Source organism: Wenyingzhuangia sp. 2_MG-2023 (assembly GCF_030548295.1).
Classification (GTDB): Bacteria; Bacteroidota; Bacteroidia; order Flavobacteriales; family Flavobacteriaceae; genus Wenyingzhuangia.
Window position 1 is genome coordinate 71,555 of the sequence record NZ_JAUOSB010000011.1, and the last position, 21,683, is coordinate 93,237.

General features: G+C 32.5%; 25 protein-coding genes and 1 riboswitch. Of the genes, 3 read left to right on the top strand and 22 right to left on the bottom strand.

What is annotated here, in order from left to right:
• Positions 1-10: 10 nt before the first annotated feature.
• Positions 11-220, bottom strand: a riboswitch (cobalamin riboswitch).
• Between the two features lie 45 nt (positions 221-265).
• Complete coding sequence (locus tag Q4548_RS12285; protein ID WP_303455484.1) at positions 266-772, bottom strand: cupin domain-containing protein; 507 nt, start codon at positions 770-772, stop codon at positions 266-268.
• Between the two features lie 230 nt (positions 773-1,002).
• Here Q4548_RS12285 and Q4548_RS12290 point away from each other — a divergent pair, with 230 nt between their 5' ends.
• Positions 1,003-1,977, top strand: coding sequence for a YHYH protein (locus tag Q4548_RS12290; protein WP_303455486.1), 975 nt, complete (start codon positions 1,003-1,005; stop codon positions 1,975-1,977).
• A 9-nt stretch (positions 1,978-1,986) separates the two neighbouring features.
• Positions 1,987-2,598, top strand: coding sequence for a hypothetical protein (locus tag Q4548_RS12295; RefSeq protein WP_303455488.1), 612 nt, complete (start codon positions 1,987-1,989; stop codon positions 2,596-2,598).
• A gap of 17 nt (positions 2,599-2,615) precedes the next feature.
• Here the strand turns inward: Q4548_RS12295 and Q4548_RS12300 are convergent, their stop codons facing one another.
• From Q4548_RS12300 to Q4548_RS12385, 18 genes are all read right to left on the bottom strand, one after another.
• Positions 2,616-3,314, bottom strand: coding sequence for a YafY family protein (locus tag Q4548_RS12300; RefSeq protein ID WP_303455491.1), 699 nt, complete (start codon positions 3,312-3,314; stop codon positions 2,616-2,618).
• A gap of 47 nt (positions 3,315-3,361) precedes the next feature.
• On the bottom strand, positions 3,362-3,739 hold the full coding sequence (locus tag Q4548_RS12305) for a VOC family protein (RefSeq protein WP_303455494.1): 378 nt from the start codon (positions 3,737-3,739) through the stop codon (positions 3,362-3,364).
• 305 nt (positions 3,740-4,044) lie between these two features.
• A complete protein-coding gene (locus Q4548_RS12310; RefSeq protein WP_303455496.1) occupies positions 4,045-4,455 on the bottom strand; it encodes an Rrf2 family transcriptional regulator in 411 nt (136 codons plus the stop codon).
• 114 nt (positions 4,456-4,569) lie between these two features.
• The gene (locus Q4548_RS12315; protein ID WP_303455498.1) at positions 4,570-5,043 is read right to left on the bottom strand and encodes a DUF6265 family protein; all 474 of its coding nucleotides are present in this window, start codon (positions 5,041-5,043) and stop codon (positions 4,570-4,572) included.
• A gap of 48 nt (positions 5,044-5,091) precedes the next feature.
• Positions 5,092-7,143, bottom strand: coding sequence for a hypothetical protein (locus Q4548_RS12320; RefSeq protein ID WP_303455500.1), 2,052 nt, complete (start codon positions 7,141-7,143; stop codon positions 5,092-5,094).
• Between the two features lie 325 nt (positions 7,144-7,468).
• A complete protein-coding gene (locus Q4548_RS12325) occupies positions 7,469-8,212 on the bottom strand; it encodes a thioredoxin family protein (RefSeq protein ID WP_303455502.1) in 744 nt (247 codons plus the stop codon).
• A gap of 11 nt (positions 8,213-8,223) precedes the next feature.
• The gene (locus Q4548_RS12330; RefSeq protein ID WP_303455505.1) at positions 8,224-8,751 is read right to left on the bottom strand and encodes a TlpA disulfide reductase family protein; all 528 of its coding nucleotides are present in this window, start codon (positions 8,749-8,751) and stop codon (positions 8,224-8,226) included.
• A gap of 205 nt (positions 8,752-8,956) precedes the next feature.
• The gene (locus Q4548_RS12335) at positions 8,957-9,934 is read right to left on the bottom strand and encodes a permease (RefSeq protein ID WP_303455507.1); all 978 of its coding nucleotides are present in this window, start codon (positions 9,932-9,934) and stop codon (positions 8,957-8,959) included.
• Positions 9,927-10,337: an OsmC family protein gene (locus tag Q4548_RS12340; protein WP_303455509.1), complete on the bottom strand. Its 411-nt coding sequence runs from the start codon at positions 10,335-10,337 to the stop codon at positions 9,927-9,929. The genes Q4548_RS12335 and Q4548_RS12340 overlap by 8 nt, the downstream gene beginning before the upstream one ends.
• A 5-nt stretch (positions 10,338-10,342) precedes the next feature.
• A complete protein-coding gene (locus Q4548_RS12345) occupies positions 10,343-10,582 on the bottom strand; it encodes a thioredoxin family protein (protein WP_303455511.1) in 240 nt (79 codons plus the stop codon).
• Between the two features lie 225 nt (positions 10,583-10,807).
• Complete coding sequence (locus Q4548_RS12350) at positions 10,808-11,608, bottom strand: hypothetical protein (protein WP_303455513.1); 801 nt, start codon at positions 11,606-11,608, stop codon at positions 10,808-10,810.
• 90 nt (positions 11,609-11,698) lie between these two features.
• The gene (locus Q4548_RS12355) at positions 11,699-12,541 is read right to left on the bottom strand and encodes a hypothetical protein (protein WP_303455515.1); all 843 of its coding nucleotides are present in this window, start codon (positions 12,539-12,541) and stop codon (positions 11,699-11,701) included.
• 195 nt (positions 12,542-12,736) lie between these two features.
• Positions 12,737-13,156, bottom strand: coding sequence for a BLUF domain-containing protein (locus Q4548_RS12360; protein ID WP_303455517.1), 420 nt, complete (start codon positions 13,154-13,156; stop codon positions 12,737-12,739).
• Positions 13,157-13,600: 444 nt separating this feature from the next.
• Complete coding sequence (locus Q4548_RS12365; RefSeq protein ID WP_303455519.1) at positions 13,601-14,236, bottom strand: peptidylprolyl isomerase; 636 nt, start codon at positions 14,234-14,236, stop codon at positions 13,601-13,603.
• A 136-nt stretch (positions 14,237-14,372) separates the two neighbouring features.
• Positions 14,373-15,272, bottom strand: a complete 900-nt coding sequence (locus Q4548_RS12370) for a Ppx/GppA phosphatase family protein (protein ID WP_303455521.1) — start codon at positions 15,270-15,272, stop codon at positions 14,373-14,375.
• Positions 15,273-15,295: 23 nt separating this feature from the next.
• A complete protein-coding gene (locus tag Q4548_RS12375) occupies positions 15,296-15,787 on the bottom strand; it encodes a histidine phosphatase family protein (protein WP_303455523.1) in 492 nt (163 codons plus the stop codon).
• A 14-nt stretch (positions 15,788-15,801) separates the two neighbouring features.
• Complete coding sequence (pdxH, locus tag Q4548_RS12380) at positions 15,802-16,449, bottom strand: pyridoxamine 5'-phosphate oxidase (RefSeq protein WP_303455524.1); 648 nt, start codon at positions 16,447-16,449, stop codon at positions 15,802-15,804.
• The gene (locus Q4548_RS12385; protein ID WP_303455525.1) at positions 16,442-17,905 is read right to left on the bottom strand and encodes a sodium:solute symporter; all 1,464 of its coding nucleotides are present in this window, start codon (positions 17,903-17,905) and stop codon (positions 16,442-16,444) included. The genes pdxH and Q4548_RS12385 overlap by 8 nt, the downstream gene beginning before the upstream one ends.
• Before the next feature lie 73 nt (positions 17,906-17,978).
• Here Q4548_RS12385 and recR point away from each other — a divergent pair, with 73 nt between their 5' ends.
• Positions 17,979-18,596, top strand: a complete 618-nt coding sequence (gene recR, locus Q4548_RS12390) for a recombination mediator RecR (protein ID WP_303455527.1) — start codon at positions 17,979-17,981, stop codon at positions 18,594-18,596.
• Between the two features lie 75 nt (positions 18,597-18,671).
• Here recR and Q4548_RS12395 read toward each other — a convergent pair whose 3' ends face one another.
• The 3 genes from Q4548_RS12395 to Q4548_RS12405 are packed head-to-tail and all read right to left on the bottom strand — an operon-like array spanning position 18,672 to position 21,683.
• Complete coding sequence (locus Q4548_RS12395; RefSeq protein WP_303455528.1) at positions 18,672-19,301, bottom strand: bifunctional 4-hydroxy-2-oxoglutarate aldolase/2-dehydro-3-deoxy-phosphogluconate aldolase; 630 nt, start codon at positions 19,299-19,301, stop codon at positions 18,672-18,674.
• Positions 19,294-20,235 carry a 2-dehydro-3-deoxygalactonokinase gene (locus Q4548_RS12400; protein ID WP_303455529.1) on the bottom strand — a complete coding sequence of 314 codons (942 nt, stop codon included), beginning with the start codon at positions 20,233-20,235 and terminating at the stop codon, positions 19,294-19,296. The genes Q4548_RS12395 and Q4548_RS12400 overlap by 8 nt, the downstream gene beginning before the upstream one ends.
• A 5-nt stretch (positions 20,236-20,240) precedes the next feature.
• Complete coding sequence (locus tag Q4548_RS12405; protein WP_303455530.1) at positions 20,241-21,683, bottom strand: aldehyde dehydrogenase family protein; 1,443 nt, start codon at positions 21,681-21,683, stop codon at positions 20,241-20,243.

The following is a 21,683-nucleotide window of genomic DNA, read 5'->3' on the forward strand; positions in this document are numbered from 1 at the left end:
TCCCGAAAGCTTTGTTTTTGTAATTATTGGCAGGTATTCTGACTCGTTTCATTTGTTTAACCCTTCCCATCTATAAATAGACAGTGGTCTTGTTAAAAAACGGTTTCTGTGAATTACAGAGAAACTTACAGCAGCGGGAACTGTTCAGGATTTACACCTGATTCCCTTTTAATTGTTATTTCTAGTATAGAAATAGCAAACCAAAAATCGGTTGCAAAAGTAGTTTATTTTAAGGTGATGTAGGAATAAAATGACGAATATACTTCTAGACTCTTGTCAGTCTTTTAATAATGTTCTCATGTTCAGGGAATAGGCTAAGTATTTTTATTCTTTCAGCAAGTACAAAATCGTCAAAATCAAAACCAGGAGCAACGGTACAACCTACCAATGCGTAGGAATTGTTAGCTATTACTTCGGCAGCAAACCAATATTGCGCAGGAACTACAAATTGAGGCACTTCCCCTTTTTCAAAATTGTTTCCTATCCAGACATTTGTGTACATCCCTTCAGGAGAAATCATATGTAGTTTGATGGGAGATCCTTTGTAGAAATGCCAAAATTCATCTTGATTTATCTTATGAAAGGCAGAAAAAGTATCTGATGTCAACATAAAATAGATAGCTGTACTGTAGTTTCTATCTCCAGAAAATTCAATGGTTAAATTTTCTTTAGAAATACTTCCTTGGCTTCTATAGGTTTCTTTAAAATAACCACCTTCAGGATGCGGTTGTAAATTCAGTTGCTTAATGATGGTTTGAATTTCCATTTTCATAATTTTTTAAGAGTTCTCTAATGTTAACTAACTACTAAAGTATGATTTCCTAGTCAATACACATGGTTTGGATTTTATTTTCAAACTAAATACATTTTTAGGGTAGGGTTTTGCAGGTATATTTTGTTTTTATAGAAAGATAGATAGCCAACATCAAAGTTCGGTAGGTTTGGTTATTAGGTGTATAGATTTCGAAAAATAATAAAGTTGAACAAATAAATTTTATAAATATGAAAAAAGTAACGTATTACATAGGGTTCATAGTTTTATCCTTATCAATGTTTGCATGTGGAAGCGATGATACAAATGAAGTGTTAGAAGATACAGACATCACAGATGATTTGGTTGTTATAGATGTGGATGCATCTTTGTTTTTAGAAGCAGGATTGTCAGAGTCTATTACCATTGTGTCAAGAACAATGTCTGACGGTTCTACAGCAGATTGTTACAAAATAGTAACCACGGGTTTGGCAACTGACCACGATATGGGACCTTGGTGTCCTTCCACCATTGATGACGATGATTCTGCAGGTGGAATTTGGTTAGAAGGAGGAGAGGTTTATGATGTTGATGGAGCTTTTGTTAAAAATTTGGCTACTTTTTACAATGACAATACTTGGATGATGTACGATGTTGATACTCGTAAAATTACCAAAACAGAATCCTTATATGATTGTGCAAATGCTGCAATTCCAGATGTTGGAGATGATTATGAAAATTACTGTGTAGAATGTTTGCCTTCTTATTTAGAAACTTTAACCAACACTTATTACATTCCTGTTACACCTGTAAAAGCTTCTAGCGCTACAGCATTTGGAAGCGGACCTATGTCAAGCGGACCAAGTGTAAGAGGAATTGCCTTCAATTCGGTAGTTTTTGATGCTCCAGCTCCAGTCAGTAATATATTAGGAGCGTATACATTGGCACCTTTTGATGATGCAGGAGGTCACATCAATTTGGCAGCAGGATATCACTATCATGCTGCAACAGGAGTAAGTACACAGATTGCACAAGATGATGGTCATACAGGTATGATTGGATATGCACTAGATGGTTATGGAATGTACAATTACGATAGTTCGGTATTGGACGATTTGGATGCTTCTCTAGGACATTATGATGAAACTAGAGGCTATCATTATCATGTAGATTATGCAGGTACAAACAATTTTATCAACAGTCTACGTGGAATTTACGCAAATTAAAAATTGACGATGAGAAACATAATTTTAATTTTATCAGTATTGATGGGGATGAATTCTTATGCCCATCAATCTAATTTGTCTACAGTCGTTTTTTCACAAACAAATGATGGTAAATATGTATTGCAAATTACGAGTTCATTAGCTGCTTTTGAAGGAGAAATTGATTTGCAATATACAAAGGATGCTTATAAAACTCCTGAGGAATTTAAGAAGTTGGTTGTAGCACATTTTCTTGAAAATTTTACTTTTAACATCAATGGAGATGATGCACTTCAATTAATGCATCCCATTGTTATTTTAGGACATGAAACCAAGCTGGTGGCAGAGGTTGTAGGAATACCCAAAGAAGTTCATTCTCTTTACTTACAGTCTCAAATGTTTCAAAATGTACATCACAACAAGTCCTCAGCAATTATGATTGTAGATGGGTTTCCAAAAAAACAATATTTGTTGAATAAAGAAAACAAACACACTATTGATTTAGAAATTGTAAATGGAACGTGGGAAGCTGCTGTAGAAAAACCATCTGATTTTATAAGGAAGAATTTACCGTACATTCTTCTTTTAGGAATTCCATTAGCTTATTTTATAGTTACGTTTACGGTTAGGCGTTTGCAATAATTGGAATCCAGAGAACATTATTTTTTGTGTTCAGCAATGCAGTTCTGAAAATAAGATTGAAGGTTGAATTTTCGATCATCAAAAGTATCGGGTAATATTTTGAATTGTTGAATTCTATCAATTCTAAAAGCTCTGTATTCGTTGCGCAAATAACACCAAGCAATCAAAATCCATTTGTGATTGGTGGAATAAAATGCATAAGGCTCTATTTTTCGATAGGAAATGATAGGGTCGTTTGCTTTTTGATAATTAATTTCCACGTAGTTTAGATTGGTAATCGCCAATTGAATTTCTGAAAGTGCATTGCTAGAAATGTTTTCAAAATAATTGGGGTCAAACACGTGAATTTGACGTTCCAATCTTTCACTTTTTTCTAATACAGAAGTCCTAAACACAGATTTTATTTTGGTCAATGCTTCGCCAAAATCCCTCATAAAAGAAGTGTCTTTGGTTTGTTTTACCAAATGTTGAGCGGTAATCAAAGCATTGGCTTCTTTTTCAGTAAACTGAACGGGAGCAATTTGGTAGCCTTCCATTAAAGAATAACCTTTACCGTCAATTGTAACAACTGGAATTCCAGCTTCTTCTAATTTTCGAATATCTCTGTAAATGGTACGAACACTCACCTCGTATTTTTCTGCAAGTTCGGTGGCTGTCAAAAGCCGTTTGGCTCTTAATAGCGTTAGTATGGAAATGAGTCTAGAGAGTTGTGCCATGTTAACAAAGATAGCGAACCGTACTACAATTCGCTATCTTGATTTTTTTAATTTGGGGAATGTAAAGCCATTCTGTTTCCTTCAGTATCTACAAACTGAGCCATAAAACCATTCTCTCCAATATTTGTTTTGGGCATGATTATTTTTCCACCTGCGGGTTCTACTCTAGCTAAGGAAATACTCAAATCTTCACCTCCGTTTAAATAAATTGTAGGGCCATCGGTGGTTGGTTTTTGTCCGTCCATTTCTACAAGACCACCACCAATTCCGTTATTTTCTTTGTCGTAAGGCAACATTCCGTACTTTATATTTTGTTCTGGCATGTGGTAATCTAGAATTTCAATATCTAGAAGGCTCGCATAAAATTTTTTGGCTCTTTCGTAGTTGATTACGGGAATTTCAAACCAGCTGATAATACTTTTCATAAGAATTTAAATTTAGAAGTTAAATATATCTGCAAATTTAAAAGTCAATGTGTCGAAAGATGTCAGGGGTGTTTTTAAATTTAAAAAAATTGTCTAGAGTATACAAAATCTACGAAAGTTTACAATTGCTTTGCTCCGTTTTTAAATAGCATTTTTACAGTAAACTTCTCTAATTCAGAACAATATCATAGTAGGTTTTGCAGTTTTGGATGCTAGAATGATTTTATCTATTTTCTATGTATCAAGCAAAATTAATTTGCATATAAAATAAAGTAGGTGAGGGAGTGATGCTCTTTAATTGAATGTTAAAATTTATTTTTAAAATCTTCTAAAGTCTGTTGTTTTAGTACAGAAAGTATAGAATCGTCTACTTGATTCAATACCAATTCTAATTGTTTGTTTATCTTTTTTCCAATTGGACAATCAGCATTGGGAGTGTTTCTAGATAAAGACAATACATTGTCATCACCTTTTGCCAATTTAAAAATATCTGAGAGTGCTATTTTAGTTGCTTTTTTCAGCAATTTTACCCCTCCGTTTTTTCCTTCTTTACTTTCTATAAATCCTCCAGCTTTTAGATTGGCAATTTCCTTTCTTACCAATACCGGATTTACATTTAGGCTTTTTGCTATATAAGAAGAACTCAACCATTGCCCTTTCTGATGTGCCAGTAGGGTTAAAATGTGTAACGATATGGAAAATTTGCTTTTAATCATTAGAAATTTAACGGTATTAAAAAACTAAAGACAAACTTAACGAAGATTTTTAAATAACAATTGCTATGACAATTTTATTTTTTAAACAACAATCTTGCTTTATTCTGATTAGGATTATTCTATTTTAACAAATTCAAAATTGATTTCCATTCCACTACCCGAAACAGAAGCATTTATGTTGTCTCCATTTTTCCAGTATTTTATTTCGTTAGGAAATTCAATTTCTTTGTTTTCACAAGAAAATTGATTTGCATTGTGTTGAACACCATTAAAGTACGTTTCTTCAGATTCATCAAGCGTTTTTACAGCCAAATTCCATTTTCCATTTGTTTTGAACAAACGCATGTTTTCTTGTTTTATAGTATCTCCATTCTGTAACGTAAAACCAATTCCGGCATATGTGTTTTCGTTTACTTTATGCCAGTTTTCATAGGTTTCTTTGCCTTCGCTTTCATTCAAACGCTGCCATTTACCTAACAACCAATCAAAATTTTCAGTTTTTAGACGGGTTGTATTTTCTTTTTTAGATTGTTTTTGGTTGCAAGCTATTGCTAAAAGGAGAAGGCATAATATGGTTAGTTTTTTCATTGTTTTTTAGGTTTGGTGATTGATGTACAACTGTTGTTTTGGATGTAATTACTCTACAATTTCCATGAAAAAATAAGCTGTGCTATAAGGGGATCTGTAGCTGTTTTGTGGATATCCAGAAGAAAGGCTGACCAAATTACCCATAGTATCCTCAAAAATCATGAGAGGATATCCTTTGGTTGTTTTTGTAGCAATACTATTTGTTTCTAGGTCATAGATTACAATTTCCTTTTTAAAATTATCATTGTAAATAGAAACATTAGATTCATTGTTAGTTCCTAAAATTTTTGTTCCAGCCCTGTTTAAATTATGGGTAACTACAGGATTCGTATAGTTTTTTAACAAAGTAAAATCTAACGAGTTGTAGAGTGTGTTTCTTTTTTTGTTGAGTAATAAAGAATGATTGTAGTCAACAGAAATATCACTGTTTAAATTTGCCAAAAGTGGAATTTCTACAATGCCTTTGTTTGTCAATTCACCTAAACTGTTGATGTTGTAATGAATAGATCTACCTTCGTTATTATGACTTAAAAGAATGTCATTTTTACTTAGAATTGTTACGTCGTAAAGCATGCTTCCTTGATGATCCGAGAAATGAGCTTTTTGATCAATTTTTTTCAATACATTTTCTTGTCTAGTGAATGTAAAAACATTGTCGTAATCAGAAAAAATCCATTTGTTATCTCCTAAATAACCAAAACTATTCACAGACATATAATCTTCGGAATCAAAATTTAGACTGTATTTGTAGGTCAAATTGCTTGCGTTGTAAACCCAAAAATTTCCTGCTTGATAAAAAATCAATTCTTTACCATAATCAGAAGTAATCAATTTCATTTCTACATTTGTTTGGTAAGTAGGGAGTTTGAATCCTTCGGCTGTTATCTGCTTGGTTACATAATTGTATTTGATCAATCGGGATTTATTCTCAAAATTTTGTCCATAGAAAAATATCGACTGTTCCTCATAGTCAACACTTAAAAAAGTGATTTTTTTAAAATCAAAAATTTCAGGCCTGGTAAAATCTGTATCTATTTTATTTTTTTCCCAATTATAGGTACTAACGTTTCCAAATATGTTGTGAACATAAATAGTGTACGCGGGATTGTTAAGGTAAGGAGGAGCTAAATCTGTAAAAGACGTTGTATTGATATCCTCTATAATTTTAACTGTTTCTAAGTGTAGTGTAGAGTTTTTTTCTTTAACTTTTATTTCATAATGAGAGAAATAGTATCCTGTGTATTTTTCCCAATTTACAGTAACACTTTTATCTGTAGCAACTGCATTTGTAAAAGCCACATTTTTAGGTGTTAAAAATTCTAAATTAACATATCTAGCATTGCTAGTTCCCAACAAGCCTTTGTCTGTGTATATTTTAAAAAAGTAACAAAAGCTATCTGATACAGGTGGATTTTCATCTATAAAAGTAACGGTGTTTATATCGGTAATTGTTTGGATTAATTCTGCATTTTCAATAGTACAATCGGCACCACTTCTGTAGATTTCATATTTTTCAAAAGTATTGAAACCCTTGTAAATATCCCATTCAAATTCCAAACGTTCAGAAAAAGGTTCATCATTTCGTCTATTGAAAGAAGATGCGTAAATGTCTTTTTCCATCGGAGGAGTGTATTTGTAGGCTGTAAAAGTGAATAGTTCGGTTTTACTATCATCAAACACATCTATATTTACAGAAAAAACAAATTTATCTTTTGTCAGACTGTTGATTTTTAATGTTTCCGATTCCTGATTTTCGGAGTCTTTCATGGTGATGATTCCCTCTTTTAAGGTCCAATTGAGTGAGCTTTGTACGGGAATACAAGTTTCGCTATTTTGAAAAAGGTATTCCTCATATATATTGTTCTCGTTGTAAATAAAAAAATCAAGACCACAAGATTCAGTAGTAGCAGGGACTTCTGCTTTTATACCTTCGTTTTCTACCAGAGCAATAGACCAACTCCCTAACAAATCTTCTTCTTTGGCATTGGTTTGAATAGAATAACCATTAAAACTATCATCTTCTTTTTCACAGGACAGCAAAGTGAAAAAAAAGGTAAAAGCAATTGATTTTAAATAATGCCTTTTTCTCAACAAATTCATAAGCGTAATTTTAGTCAATCTACTACAAAAGATGTTTTTGTGAAGATTTGTTTTGAGTTTTTTTGATTCCAAATATAAAAAAGACAAAACAAAGGGCTTTAACTTTCTAATCTAAAATTAGGTATTTAAAAGCAAAGAAAATATATCTAAAAACAGTTTTCGGGCTTTATGTATTACACATGTTTAGTTTTGGTGATTGATTCACAATTATTTACTTTTTCACTTAGATGAAAAAAGACTTAAACAATTTCAGAACACTAAAAAATCGGTTTAAGCGCGAACTCAAACCGATTTTTTAGTGTTTAAAAAGTATGTTTTGGGTAGATTAACCAATTTTTACAGGACATCCAATTGCTTTGGTAAAATTAGGATTTGGTTTGGTTCCGTTTTCTAATGCTTCAATAGCGTTTTCTAAAAATTTTACCTTAACATCTTTTGCAGATTTGGCATTGTCATCTATAGTACCAATGTATTTAACTTTGCGTTCTTTGTTCAATAAAAACACATGTGGAGTTCTTACAGCTCCATATTTTGGAGAAATTTCATGCTTTTCATCAGCCAAATACACAAACGGGAAGTTTTTATCGGTGGCTCTTTTTTGCATAGCTTCAAAACTTTCTCTATCATTATTCTCTGTTACATTTGGATTGATCGCTATTACTGGGTATCCTTTTGGAGCATAGGTATTGTGTAGAGCAATCAAACGATCTTCGTACATTTTTGCAAATGGACATTCGTTACAAGTAAAAACTACGACATAGCCTTTAGCATCACTATAATTAGATAATGATACCATTGTTCCGTCTACGTTTTTAAGCTCAAAATCAGTAGCAACATCATCAAAATTGTACCCTCCAATTTCTTCAAGCGTTTTTGTCTGTTCTGGACTGTGATTTCCACGTGGTGGTCCTTTTCTATCGTCTGGATGTTTTGGAGGATGTTCGTGATTGTCTTTATCCTGATTGATAGCGGTAGTAGTCTGATCTTGATTTTTTGCATTGTTTTTACAAGAAATTATGGTTCCTGCTACTAAAACAACAAGCATTAAAAGTTTATTGAAATTCTTCATTTTTTAATTAGCTATTGATTATTAATTGTTTTTTTGACTTCATTTTCTAAATCTTTAAGACTTTCAAAAGTGCGTTCATGGTAAGAACGAGATTTGTTGTTAAATATTATGGTAAAAGGCAATGCTCCTGACCAATTAGGGTCAATTTTATCTATCCAACTATTGGCATCAGCATCGTCTAAAAGTACTACTTTGGGAGTTATTCCTTTCTCTTTTAAAAAAGGTTTTAGTTTTGTTTCTATGTCTTTTGGAAAATCAAGACTGACCAATAAAACTTCTGTATTGGGATTGTTTTTTGCATAGGCCACAAAAGTAGGCAATTCTTGAACGCAAGGAGCACACCACATAGCCCAAAAATTAACAATGTGAGTTGTTTCAGAATCCGTGTGTAATAAAGGTTCTAAAGAATTAAAATTGTGAACAACGATGGTATCAGTAGCTATTGAATGTTCCTCTACTGTTGCTTTTTTGTGTTTACATCCTGCTAAAAAGATTGCAAAACAGATTAAAATAAAGGGAATGCTTTTGGGGTGTATCATAAAATTACTTTAGACAGTCTTGGATTTGTTATTTATCAAAATAGACTTAAAAATAATCAAATAAGTTTAAGCAGTAATTGTAAATGATAAACTTTAGAGACTGTACAAAGTAAACTCTATTTGGATGTGTTTATTGTTTAGTGTAGTTTGTTTTTTACTGAGGTTTGACAAGTTGCAATTGCAAACGTTACAGCTACTTTAGAATTTACAACAGCATGTTAAACAAATAACCAGATATAATGATACAAATTGTTACGACACTAAAAAAGATAGCAATAAGTTTTAGTGTCATCACTTTTTTTAGGAGCATTGCTTCTGGCAAGGACAAACCTACAACTCCCATCATAAAAGCAATGGCGGTTCCTAGTGGAATTCCTTTAGCAACCAAAACTTGGACTACAGGAAGTATACCTGAAGCGTTTGCATACATAGGAACAGCCAAAAGGGTAGCAATGGGCACTGCAAAAAGATTGCTCTTGTCCATGTATTTTTCAAAAAAACCTTCAGGTACGTATCCGTGCATCCATCCGCCAATGGCAATTCCAATCAATACATAAGGAACAATACCTTTTACTATTTTTAGAACCTCAGACCATATAACAGGCAAACGTTGTTTGAGAGATTGTTTTTCTGCTTGAAACAAATCTTGATCTTTTTGTGCATTTGCCAAAACTTGTTGTACCCACGGTGTTAAGAAGCGTTCTAAATTTAATTTTTGTAGAATACTACCCGAAATAGTTCCCAACAATATTCCACTAATCACGTAAATAATTGTTGTTTTTAAGCCAAATAAACCTATAAAAAGTCCAATAGCCACCTCGTTTACCAAAGGAGAAGTAATTAAAAAGGAAAAGGTAACACCTAGTGGAATTCCACCTCTTACAAAGCCAATAAATAAAGGAACGGAAGAACAAGAACAAAAAGGTGTGACGACACCAAAAAGACTTGCCATAAGGTATTCTAGTCCGTACAGTTTTTTTCTGGAAAGGTAGTTTTTAACCTTGTCTATGGGAAAATAACTGTTTACAATTCCCATAAAAAAGATGACAACAAAAAGGAGTATCAGAATTTTTACAGAATCATAAATAAAGAAATTTAAAGCTTTAGCAATGTGTTGTTCTTTGTTTAGATGAAGTAGCTGATAAACCAACCAATCGGCTATGTATTGTATCCAATCAAACATTTTTAAGTATGTTTATAGTTCCAGAAACGGCACAAATTAGTTTTACGGTATTGTAGATGGTGCCGTACTGTTCAATATTCTTTTTTAATAACTTTAAGTTGAGTTTTTTATCGTTACTGCAAATGATTAAGTTGTAAATAATGTTATCCATTTTTGGCGGTTTTTCTAAACGTGTTGCATTGACGGTTAGCGTTGCCTTTGTATAGGTAAACTTCATCATTACAGAAAACCGTTCAACATTTTTAAGTATACAGGCAGCAAAAGAACTCAAAAATAATTCGGCAGGATTGGGTAAGGTTTTAGCTGTTTCTGCAGTGATTCCAAAATTTGTATATGATTGCTTTATCTTTACAACTGCCTCTTGGTTTGTAATGGATGAAGCTTTGATCTGATAATCTATCATTGATATTACTCATTTAAAAGATTCAATATTTCTTCTTTAGAAGGAATTCTACCTTTAATAGTAACAACGTTGTCTATGACTAGAGCAGGAGTGGTCATTACATTATATTCCATTATTTGTAGTACATCTTCTATTTTTTGAATGGTTGCATTTATATTGTTTTCGGAAACTACTTCTGTTACAACACGAGTCATTGCCTGACATTTAGGGCAACCTGTTCCTAATATTTTAATTGTTTTGATCATGGTGTTTTTTATATATCGTAAAGTTACGATAGGGGCGTGGATATTAATGTGACTTTTGTCACACAAGCTTTATTTTTTTAAGTTTATTTTTGTTTTAGGATTAAATTTTAATTTATTAATTATTATGCATACTTTAAGTGATTTGATAATAATCATATAAAACAGTCTGAAAAAAGACGAAGTTTAGAGAATGAAGACTTAGAATAAATATTGACAATTTTGTGTTTAAAACTCAATTATTCCAATTTTCCTAATAAAAATTGGGTCATCGTCGTCTTTATATATTATTTCTGCTAGATTAGCATAAAATTGAATTCCAGAATAACATACTATACGTTCCACGGATTTAGAATTCTCATATTGTTCTCCTATTCCATATTTTTCGCTAACTTTATCTATTGTAAGATCTTTGTTAAAGATTAATCCTGTTTCCGTTTCACCTGCTATTTCACCTGTTGCCATCATAAAATAAATTATCTTAAATGGATCATTTAGTTTGTAGTAGAAAGACATACCTTTTTTAGTATATTTCAATTCAATTGAAAAATTATTATGGTTGACAGATTTTTCAGGATTTCCATATTTTTCAATAATCATTTCAGCTAAAGTTATGTTAACAATATTGCCATCAATTCCGAGACCTCTAATCAAACTAATGGTTTTTGAGGCTGAATACATATTTCCATTAGTTTTTGAATATTCAATTGTTATTTGGTCTTTAGAGTTTTCAATTAGTTCAAGAACTTTATTTAATTGATTGTTCTTTTGTAGATAATTCCATTGGTAATTTAAATTGCCTTTGAAAAATTCAAAGGCTTTTTCAAAGGCATTCTCTATTGTACTCTTAAAGTCATTATTGGAAATAAATGAAGAATGAGTTTTGTAATTAATCCACCTCCATTCTTTAAAATTAACTACAAATGAATTGTCTACTGTAGCTTCAATGAAAATATGAAAAAGTGAGTTTAACTTGATGTGCCAAGTGTAACTTCCAAATTTATTTTTATCACCGTATCTTGATATCATAAATTTTTGTGTTTAGTTTGAATAAATTATTTAGTAAATAAAAATCGATTATAAATAGGCTAGAACTAGCTATTAATTATACACGTTGTTCTACGCAGTTTTTATTCGTTCGATTGCTTGTTTCAATTGCTCAATTTTCTTTGGTCCAAATCCGCTGATATTTTTCATTTCCACAATATCAATTTCCAAAACTTTTTTTGGTGTTGTGTAACCAAGTTCATAAACTTTGTCCACCATAGGAATTCCAAACTCCTGTAATCTTTCCTTAATCCATTCGATTCCGAGTTCATTTGGTTTAAGTCCGTGAAAAAATTCGTCAACAAATGGTTTATTAGATTTTGCAAACTCGTTTATCAACTCTATTTTTTCCTCATATGTTTTTTCGTCGTTGTTTGTTATATTCTGAAACTTTGACAAACTGTCAAAATACATTGGTTTTTTCTCAAATTCTTTTTCTATAAAGTCGTTTGCAGATATTTCAGTCCATTCGTATTCAGTCCCGCCAATTTCATTTCGTATAGTTTCATATTCCGAAATAGGAATGATTTTATACGCATTTTCGATTTTGTCTTTTGACATATTCAAATCCAAATGAGGAACGAACTGTCGATAAAGAGTTTTGTCACTCGTTTTCCAAAAAGCATCATCGTAAATTCTGTATTTTTTCTCAATTTGTGGATTGTCAGTTTGACTGTTCTTATAACTTTTTTCCGCTCGATAGAAAGCTGTTCGTAATTTTTTAAAATCCTCGATTGTTTTTACTTCGTCGACTAATTGTTGAACAGTCGGTAAAGTTTTATTTGTTCGACTTTGAGGTTTTTTTGTTGATTTGGACTCTTTCAATTTTGGGTTATTCTTTTCTTGAATAGTTCCAATTACTCCGAAAAGCACAAAAAATCCGACTAATGCTAATATTATGTAAAAAATTGTCAATTTATTCTCTGGGTTTAATGATTAGTCAAATTGTGTTATATACTTACTTCGAGTAATATTATCAATCAACATTCACAGACAACATTACATTACTTTGTGCTTTTTTGTCAGTACTAAAAGTATTGTTTTTTAGGGAGTTCTTAATGTTTTTTTAAAAATAAACCCTGAGAAATGTTATTTTATTATTCGATTATTTTATTTTAAAATACTTTTTACTTCGTCCCAAAATATAGCAGATGCTTGGCTAGTTTTTTCAATAATTTCTGAATAAGCAAGCAAATTGGTTTTGAATAGTTCACGTTCTATTTTATCTTCTTTTGCCGTGCTAAGATCTATGTAAGCCATGTTCCACAAATTAAAATTCCTTTCTTTTATAGGACCTTTGTGAAAGAGTAGAATATTATGATGGCGTATGTCTTTTTTTATGGATGAAAAAAGAGTTTCTATCGTTTTTTGATCACCTTCTAGTATCTGAATAAATTTATCATTATGGTAAATAAGACATCCTGATACATTATTTTCTTTGTTAAATTTTCGTGCTGTTTCTAAAATTTCCGAAATTTTCTCGTTGTTTAAATTTAAGCTTGCAAATGATTCATAAACTAGTTCATACATACGTGTTGTATTTTTTAATTTTTATTTACAGTACACTTCACAATATTTTAGAGTAAAAGAGCGTGTGAGTATTTTAATGGATAAGTCTACTGACTAGGTGTAATTTATTACAAAATAGTAAATAACTTTAAGAGAACACGTTAAAGAAGTCATAAAGTTTGATTTAAAATATTTACGTTGTTTTGTTTTATTGAAAATAAGATGAAAGAGGTATTCTTTTAAAATGTTTTTGTACTTCCATTTGGAATATTTAGGATAAAATAGAAAACATAAAATTCCGATTACAACGAATACAATTCTACTATTTCCATTTTTATTGGTTAAATAAAGACCCTAAAAAGCATATAATAAGAAAGAATGGCAATGTTGTTTAGCAGAGAGTTGTTGTGATAAATAGAGGGTATTTGATATAAAATAATAAGAAATATAAACGTTATCGAATGACTATTCTAAAATTTCAAACTCAATATTAACATCTACTTCTGGCCATTCGGAATTACCGTCTAATGTTTCATTGGCTATTTTGTCAATCACATCAAAGCCTTTGGTTACTTGTCCAAATACGGTGTGTTCTCCATTCAAATGAGAGCAGTCTACATTGGTTTGTACAATAAAAAACTCAAAAGGGTTGGACATTTTGTAAGGGTTTTCTACCCATCTTCTTGTTGCAGAAAGAGCACCTCTTTTGTGAACTACATTTTTTCTAAATTCAGCTGGAATTCGATAATTATTTAATTGTGTTCTGTAGGTAGATACAATGGTTTGTTCAGACCAACCTCCTTGTATAATAAAGTCTTTTACAATTCTATGAAAACAAGTCTTGTTGTAATATCCATTTTTAATTAGGTAGATAAAACTAGCTCTGTGCAAAGGTGTTTCTTTGTACAGTGTTATGTTCATGTTTCCATGTCTTGTTTTTAGTAAGAGTTTGGTTTCTGGGTTTTTTCTTCCGTAATTTAGAAAGAACTGACGTACATTTTTCTGAGAAATAATGTCTTTTATTAAAATTTCATTTTCAGAAACGGTAACAGTTTTTGGTGGCGTTTTTTGTTTTTTTTCAACAACCTTGGGGGGTTCCACTTTTTTAGGTTGTTCTATTTGTTTGGATGGTTTTATTGCAGGTGCAGGTTTATTTTCTTTAGAGCCACAACTGTGTAAACATAGCAAAAGAAACATACTAACCCATACTACGGGGAATGAAAAACGAAACCTGTATTTATTCAATAATTCCAGCATACAAACTTTTTACAATTCCATCAGAAAGTCCAATTTTTGGAACGTATATTTTTCTAGCTTCCGACCATTTCATGGCAGAGACATAAATTTTAGTTGCCGGAATAATTACATCGGCTCTATCTTGGTTTAAGTCCAACTCAGAAATACGCTCGTCATAAGTCATGGCTTTTAAATACTTATAATTGGCTCTCATGTAAATGTAAGATAGGGGAGAACCGTCTGTTCTTCCAGACATTTTGTATATTTTATTGATGTTACCACCAGAACCAATCAATGACATGTTTTTAATGCCTTTGGTATTGGTTTTTACCCAATTTTTCATTTGAGCCCATTCCTCTCTTAGGTTGTCTTTTTGGTTTAACATTCTTACCGTACCCATTTTAAAAGATTTGGATTTGTTAATTTCCCCATTTTTGTAAATGGTCATTTCGGTACTACCACCACCAACATCTACGTACAAATAAGATTTGGTTTTGTCTAACAACTCTCCTAAGTCTGTAGTTGCAATAATCTGCGCTTCAATTTTTCCGTCTATGATGTCTATTTTAACACCAGTTTTCTTTAAAATTCTATCAATTACATAGTCACCGTTAGAAGCATCTCGCATGGCAGAAGTTGCACAAGCTTTGTATTTTTCTACACCGTGAATGCTCATCAAAAGTTGAAAAGCATTCATGGCATCGGTAAGTCTAATTATTTTTTTTTCTGATATTTCTCCGTGCACAAAAGTGTCTTCTCCCAAACGAATTGGAACACGAACCAACGCAGATTTTTTAAATTTTACGCTTGCACCTCCGTCTTTTTCAATCACATCTGTAATTAAAAGTCTTACGGCATTGGAACCGATATCGATGGCTGCGTATTTTTTTATTTCAATCAAAATAATATGTTTTTCAGATTACTTTAGTCTTTGTGATTTTTAGGAAATACCTTTAAAATCGTTTTTCCGGGTTTGATACTTTTCCAGTGGTCTGTGTCAAACTGAATTCCAATCACTCCACAAGTAGGAACGTGAGAAATAGGTTTGTTACCAAAGGTGTTTACAAAAGTATTGATTCCGTGATCATGACTAAAAACAATGGCAGAATCGTAAGCATCGTCTAGTGCTTTGATGGTTTTTACCAAATATCCATCACTAAAACTGTACAGCGATTTGCTTATTTTTAAATTGGCCATGGGAAAACCTAATATGTTGCAAAAAATAATTCCAGTGTGCAACGCTCTGTTGGCACAGCTAGAAATAAATGCATCGGGTTTGGCTATTTGGTTTTTTAATACGTTTGCTACCAAATAAGCATCTTTTATTCCTCTTCTTTTTAAAGGCCTGTCAATGTCTTGTATACCTTCATACTCCCATGAAGATTTTGCGTGTCTTACTATGTATATTGTTTTCATAAAATAGGCAATGGTTATGGGGCTAGTCTTTCAATTTTCCACTCAAAATTTTCTAATAACGTATATCTTATTCTGTCATGCATTCTATTAGGTCTTCCTTGCCAAAACTCCATAGATATAGGTTTTATAATGTATCCACCCCAGTGTTCTGGTCTAGGAATTTCGCTTCCCTTAAATTTTTGTGTATAACTAGCTAATTGATTGTTTAATGTTTCTTTAGATGTTACCACTTCGCTTTGAGGAGATGACCATGCCCCTAATTTACTTCCCTCAGGTCTACTATCAAAATATCCATCGGATAAATTTTCTGAAATTTTTTCAGCGATTCCTTTAATGATGACTTGTCGTTCTTGTTGTTCCCAAAAAAAAGAAGCACAAACGTTAGGGTTTTGGGCTATGGCTTTTCCTTTTTCACTGTGATAATTGGTGTAGAATATAAATCCTTCCCAAGTATATTTTTTTAGCAATACAATTCTGCTTTTCGGAAAACCATCTAAACCGATGGTAGCAACATTCATTGCATTGGTTTCTAAGCCTGATTCAGAAGACTCAGCATCGTAAAACCACTGTTGAAAAAGTTCAATAGGTGCTTGGGGCACATTGGTTTCTAACAATTCTGCCTTCTGATAACTTTTACGATAATTGCTTAAATCGTTATTCATGTTTGTTTCGTATCATATAAAGACCTAAGTATGTGAATGTTCCGTTTAGAACTAAAAGCTCGTAACCAAACTGATATCCATACAAAAGCTCTGTACTGTATTCGTTTATAAAATAAGTGAAAATAATTGCAATAACAGCTATAAATAACACCCACTTATCTTTAATCTTATGTTGGGTAAAAATACCAAAAGTAAACAAGCCGAGCAATGGTCCGTAGGTAAAGGATGCTACTTTTAAAAGATTGCTAATAACATTGTCTGTTAGTAAATACTTAAAAGAGATAATGGTGATGATTAAAACAAGAGACATTACAATATGTGTTTGTTTTCTTATTTTTTCTTGTGATGAATTTTCTTTTTTTTCAATGTTTAAAAAATCAATACAAAAAGAAGTTGTTAAAGAGGTCAAAGCACTGTCTGCACTAGAATATGCTGCAGCAATCAATCCCAATACAAATAGAGTTGCAGCGGTCAATCCTAAATTTCCGTTCAAAGCAATTTCTGGAAACAGCAAATCGGTTTTGCTTTTTCCATCTACCATAGGTATAGAAATGTTTTCTTTTTGCGCGTAGGTAAACAACAAAGCTCCCAAAACCAAAAATAAAAAGTTGATGACAATAAGTGATGGGGCTAAAGAGAGCACATTCCATTTGGCTTCTTTGGTGTTTTTACAAGTCAAGTTTTTTTGCATCATGTCCTGATCCAAACCAGTCATAGAAATGGCAATAAAAGCACCCCCTATAATGGACTTGATCCAATGGTTTTTATCGTTAAAATTTTCGGTAAAAAATACTTTGCTATAGTTGTTGTACTCTGTTGAGTCAAGAAATGCCAGAAAAGAGGTGTCTAGTTTTTGCAAAAGAATGTAACCAATAAACACCAAGGCTATCAACATAAATAAGGTTTGTAGTGTGTCTGTCCAAATAATGGTTTTAATTCCTCCTTTAGAAGTGTAGATCCAGATTAGCAACACAGAAAAAATAACGGTGAATTCAAACGGTATTCCCCAAGCATCAAACATAAAATACTGAAAAACAGAAGCAACTAAAAACAAACGGAAAGAGGCTCCTAAAATTCTAGAAATTAAGAATGAGGTAGCTCCAACTTTGTGACTGTTTTTACCAAAACGTTGTTCTAAATAACTATAAATAGAGGTGATGTTGTGTTTGTAATAAAGTGGAATTAGTACATAGGCAATTACTACATAACCTAAAAAATAACCAAATACTACTTGCATATAGCTAAATTGACTGCTGCCAACCCAACCCGGAACGGAGATAAAAGTAACTCCAGACAAGGAAGCTCCAATCATTCCAAAAGCAACAACATACCAAGGGGCTTTTTTATTGGCTTTAAAAAAAGTTTCGTTGTTATTTTCTTTTCCTGTAAAGACAGAAATAAGGTACAAAACAATAAAATACAATCCTATTATGATAGCGATGTTCGTTGGAGTCATTCGGTTTTGTTTAAGACGATACAAAGTAAATAAATTTTTTATTCTATAGGCTATATGTGTACATTTGTCGCCTATGGATTTTTCATCAAAACTTTTAGAAAAAGCAGTAAACGAAGTGTCTCAATTGCCCGGAATTGGTAAAAGAACAGCATTGCGTTTGGTGTTGCATTTGTTAAGACAACCCAAAGAGCAAACTACTTATTTGACTCGTGCTTTGGATAATTTGGTCAACGAAATTAAATTGTGTAAAAATTGTTACAATATTTCCGATGTAGATTTGTGTGAAATATGTGCTAGTCCCAAAAGAGACGAAACTACAATTTGTGTGGTAGAAGACGTAAGAGATGTGATGGCCATTGAAAACACAGCACAGTTTCAGGGAATGTACCACGTATTGGGTGGAAAAATATCTCCGATGGAGGGAATAGGACCCAACAACTTACAGATTGATAGTTTGATAAATAAAGTGAAAAGTGGAAAAGTGAAAGAGTTGGTGTTTGCATTGAGTTCTACCATGGAAGGAGACACAACCAACTTTTATATTTACAAGCAGGTAAAAGATTTAGAGGTTGAAATTTCTGCCATTGCAAGAGGAATCTCCGTAGGTGATGAGTTGGAGTATGCTGATGAAGTGACTTTAGGACGAAGTATTTTGAACAGAATTCCGTTTGAAAACAGTTTAAGACAGTAAATAGTTTAGAAGATAAAATAAAAAAAGATGCTTTCTAAATCTAGTTATAAAGCATCTTTTTGTTGTATTTAAAACTTAAATAGCTTGTTTGATAGCATCAAAATGAGCTTTTAAGGCTACTTTATCACCCGATAAAATAATGTTCTTGTCAAACAAAGAACCTCCCATTCCTACACCTACACATCCAACGTTAAAAAAGTCAGAAATATTGTCTTTAGAGACTCCACCTGTAGGTAATAACTTAATAGTGTTTAAAGGACCTAAAATGTCTTTGATGTATTTTGTACCCAATTGTGTAGCTGGGAAAATTTTTACGGCATTTGCTCCCAAAGACCAAGCTTTGTGAATTTCTGTAGGGGTGTATCCTCCAGGGAAAACTGGAATTCCAGTTTTTACACAATGTGTGATTACGGCTTCGTCAATCACTGGAGTTACAATGAATTGAGCTCCTGCATCCAATGCTTTTTTCAAATCATCCATATTGCAAACAGTACCAGCACCTACATTTAGGTTAGGGTATTCTTTGGCCAATTGATGAATAGATGCTTCTGCGTTAGGAGAATTCATGGTAATTTCTATAGTAAAAAAACCACTTTCTATATAAACAGGCATGATTTCTCTAATTTGTTCCATAGAAAATCCTCTAAGAATTCCTACAACAGGAGTTTGGTTGAACTGCTCCCATGAAAAAGTTGAGTTAGACATATAATTCTAATGTTTTTTTGTGTCCTATTAATAAAGCTTTGTCAATCACATCTGCATCAAAACAAACAATGTCTTGCGCAAGTTGCTGCAATGCTAGGTTGTATAATTTGTATAAAATACCTGTGGTGGCAATGTATACTTGCTGTTTGCTGTTTGTTAAATATGCTAGTTCTCCTCCAATTAAAAGCCCCGATAAAAAGTAAAAATTTTCTTCTTTGGTTTTGTTTCCTAACAAATCATTGGCTCTAATAGAAAATAAAGAAGACAAATGTTGGTTGTTCAATCCTTTGGCAACACCTTCTAAAAACGAAGGTTCAAATTTTGGATCCCAATCTGCTTTTGTTAGGGAATTAGACAAAAGGGTGTTTTTTCGAAGAACATCAAACAACTCTCCAGTCATGTGCGTGGTAAAAGACGTGAATTTTCCATTCTTAAATTCCACATGCTTGCTGTGTGTTCCAGGTAATAACAAAACACCTTCTTTGTTGTTAGGAATTTGTTTTGAAAGTCCAATGGCTTGAATTTCTTCACCTCTCATTACATCGGTAGCTGTTTTTGCCCCAGACACCAAAATAATATCTAAGTTACTTTCGGTAATTACTTTGCTATGTAAGTTACTTCCGTCAAAGTAGATAGGCATATCCACATAAGGCAATTCAAACATTCCTATGCTAGCGGTCGTCATTCCAGAAGCAACAACTTTAGACGTGTTTTCAAAGGCTGAAAAAACGTTAATTTGTTCTTTTAAATAACGAACAAAAAAAGAAGTTTGACTGATAGACTTGTCACTTTCTTGATATGCCAGATATCGTTTTTTAACACCAATATCAGTGCTATGCTCAGCAATAACTTCCAAATTTTCGGAATTTACCAATCGCAATCTAAAATTTGAAGTTCCCCAATCGCAACTTATAAATGTTTTAGGTAATGACATATTAGTTACAGTTGTACACTGATTCTTTTTCTGATTAAGTAATCTTCTAAAGCAAATTCAGAACAATCTACTCCAATACCACTATTTTTAATTCCACCGTGTGGTAAATAAATATCATATTTAACACCATTTATTTGAACTTCGCCAAAAGCTAATTTCTTAGAGAAAAAAGCTTGTGTTTCCTTGTCTTCAGAAAAAACATAAGAAGCCAAACCAGCATCTGTATTGTTTGCCCATTCTATCACCTCTTCTTTGGTTTTAAAAGGAACAATTAAAGCAACAGGTCCAAAAACTTCGTGATCTAAAACTTCTGCCTTTGGATTGTCTAAGACAACAGCTGTAGGTTCAAAAAAGTAACCAGGAATGTCTAAAGCATTTCCTCCTGTGATGATTTTACCTCCTTCGCTCACCGCTTGATTTACGATATTCTGAACTCTAGTTACAGATATTTTATTAGCCAAAGGTCCCATATCAGGATTGTTCTCGTTTCCAAAACCAACTTTGGTGTTTTCAAACTTTTCTTTCATTCCAGCAACAAATTGATCCAATACAGATTCGTGTATATAAAATCTATTTGGTGCTACACAGATTTGACCTGTATTTGCAGTTTTTAAAATAGAACCAATGTTGATGGCCTGTTCCATATTTGCATCTTCACAAACAATGAATGGAGCATTTCCACCACATTCCATACTGTATTGTTTGATAGATGTTTTGCTGCTTTGCTCAATTAATTTTTGAGCTGTTTTGGTAGAACCGATCATCGTGATTAGTTGTGGAATGGTGCTTTCGCACAATGGAATTCCAACATTTTCTAAATCCCCACATATCACATTTACCACTCCTTTAGGAAAGTTAATTTCTTCACAAATTTCACCAATCATATAAGCAGAAATAGGAGAGAATTCAGAGGGTTTTAATATAATACTACACCCAGCTGCCAATGCAGGTCCCAATTTGAAACCAAGATTTAGCAATGGAAAGTTGTAGGCTAAAAAAGCCACAGCAACTCCTAAAGGTTGTTTGATGACAGTGTGAGAATGAGTTCCTTCTCTGTCTTTGATGTCTAAATCTTCAATTTTTAATATTTCCTCTGCATAAAATTGCAAAGAGTTGGTAATGCTTGTGATATCTTCTTCAGAGCCACCCCAAACTTTTCCCATTTCATGTACAATTGCAGTACGCAAATCTTCAGATTTTTCTAAAATTTTGTTTCTTAGTTTGTGCATCCAAGAGACTCTTTCGCTAACTGGCAACTGAGACCAATATTCAAAACCTGCCTGAGCAGCTTGTAATGTTGCTAGCGTATCTTCTTTGGTTGCCCAACTAATAGTGGCAATTGCTTTTTCTGTACCTGGACATATAACTTCAAACGTACTGTTGTTAGATGCTGGAGTTAATGCTCCGTTAATGTATAAGTCTTTATGTCCAAAAATTAGATTACTCAT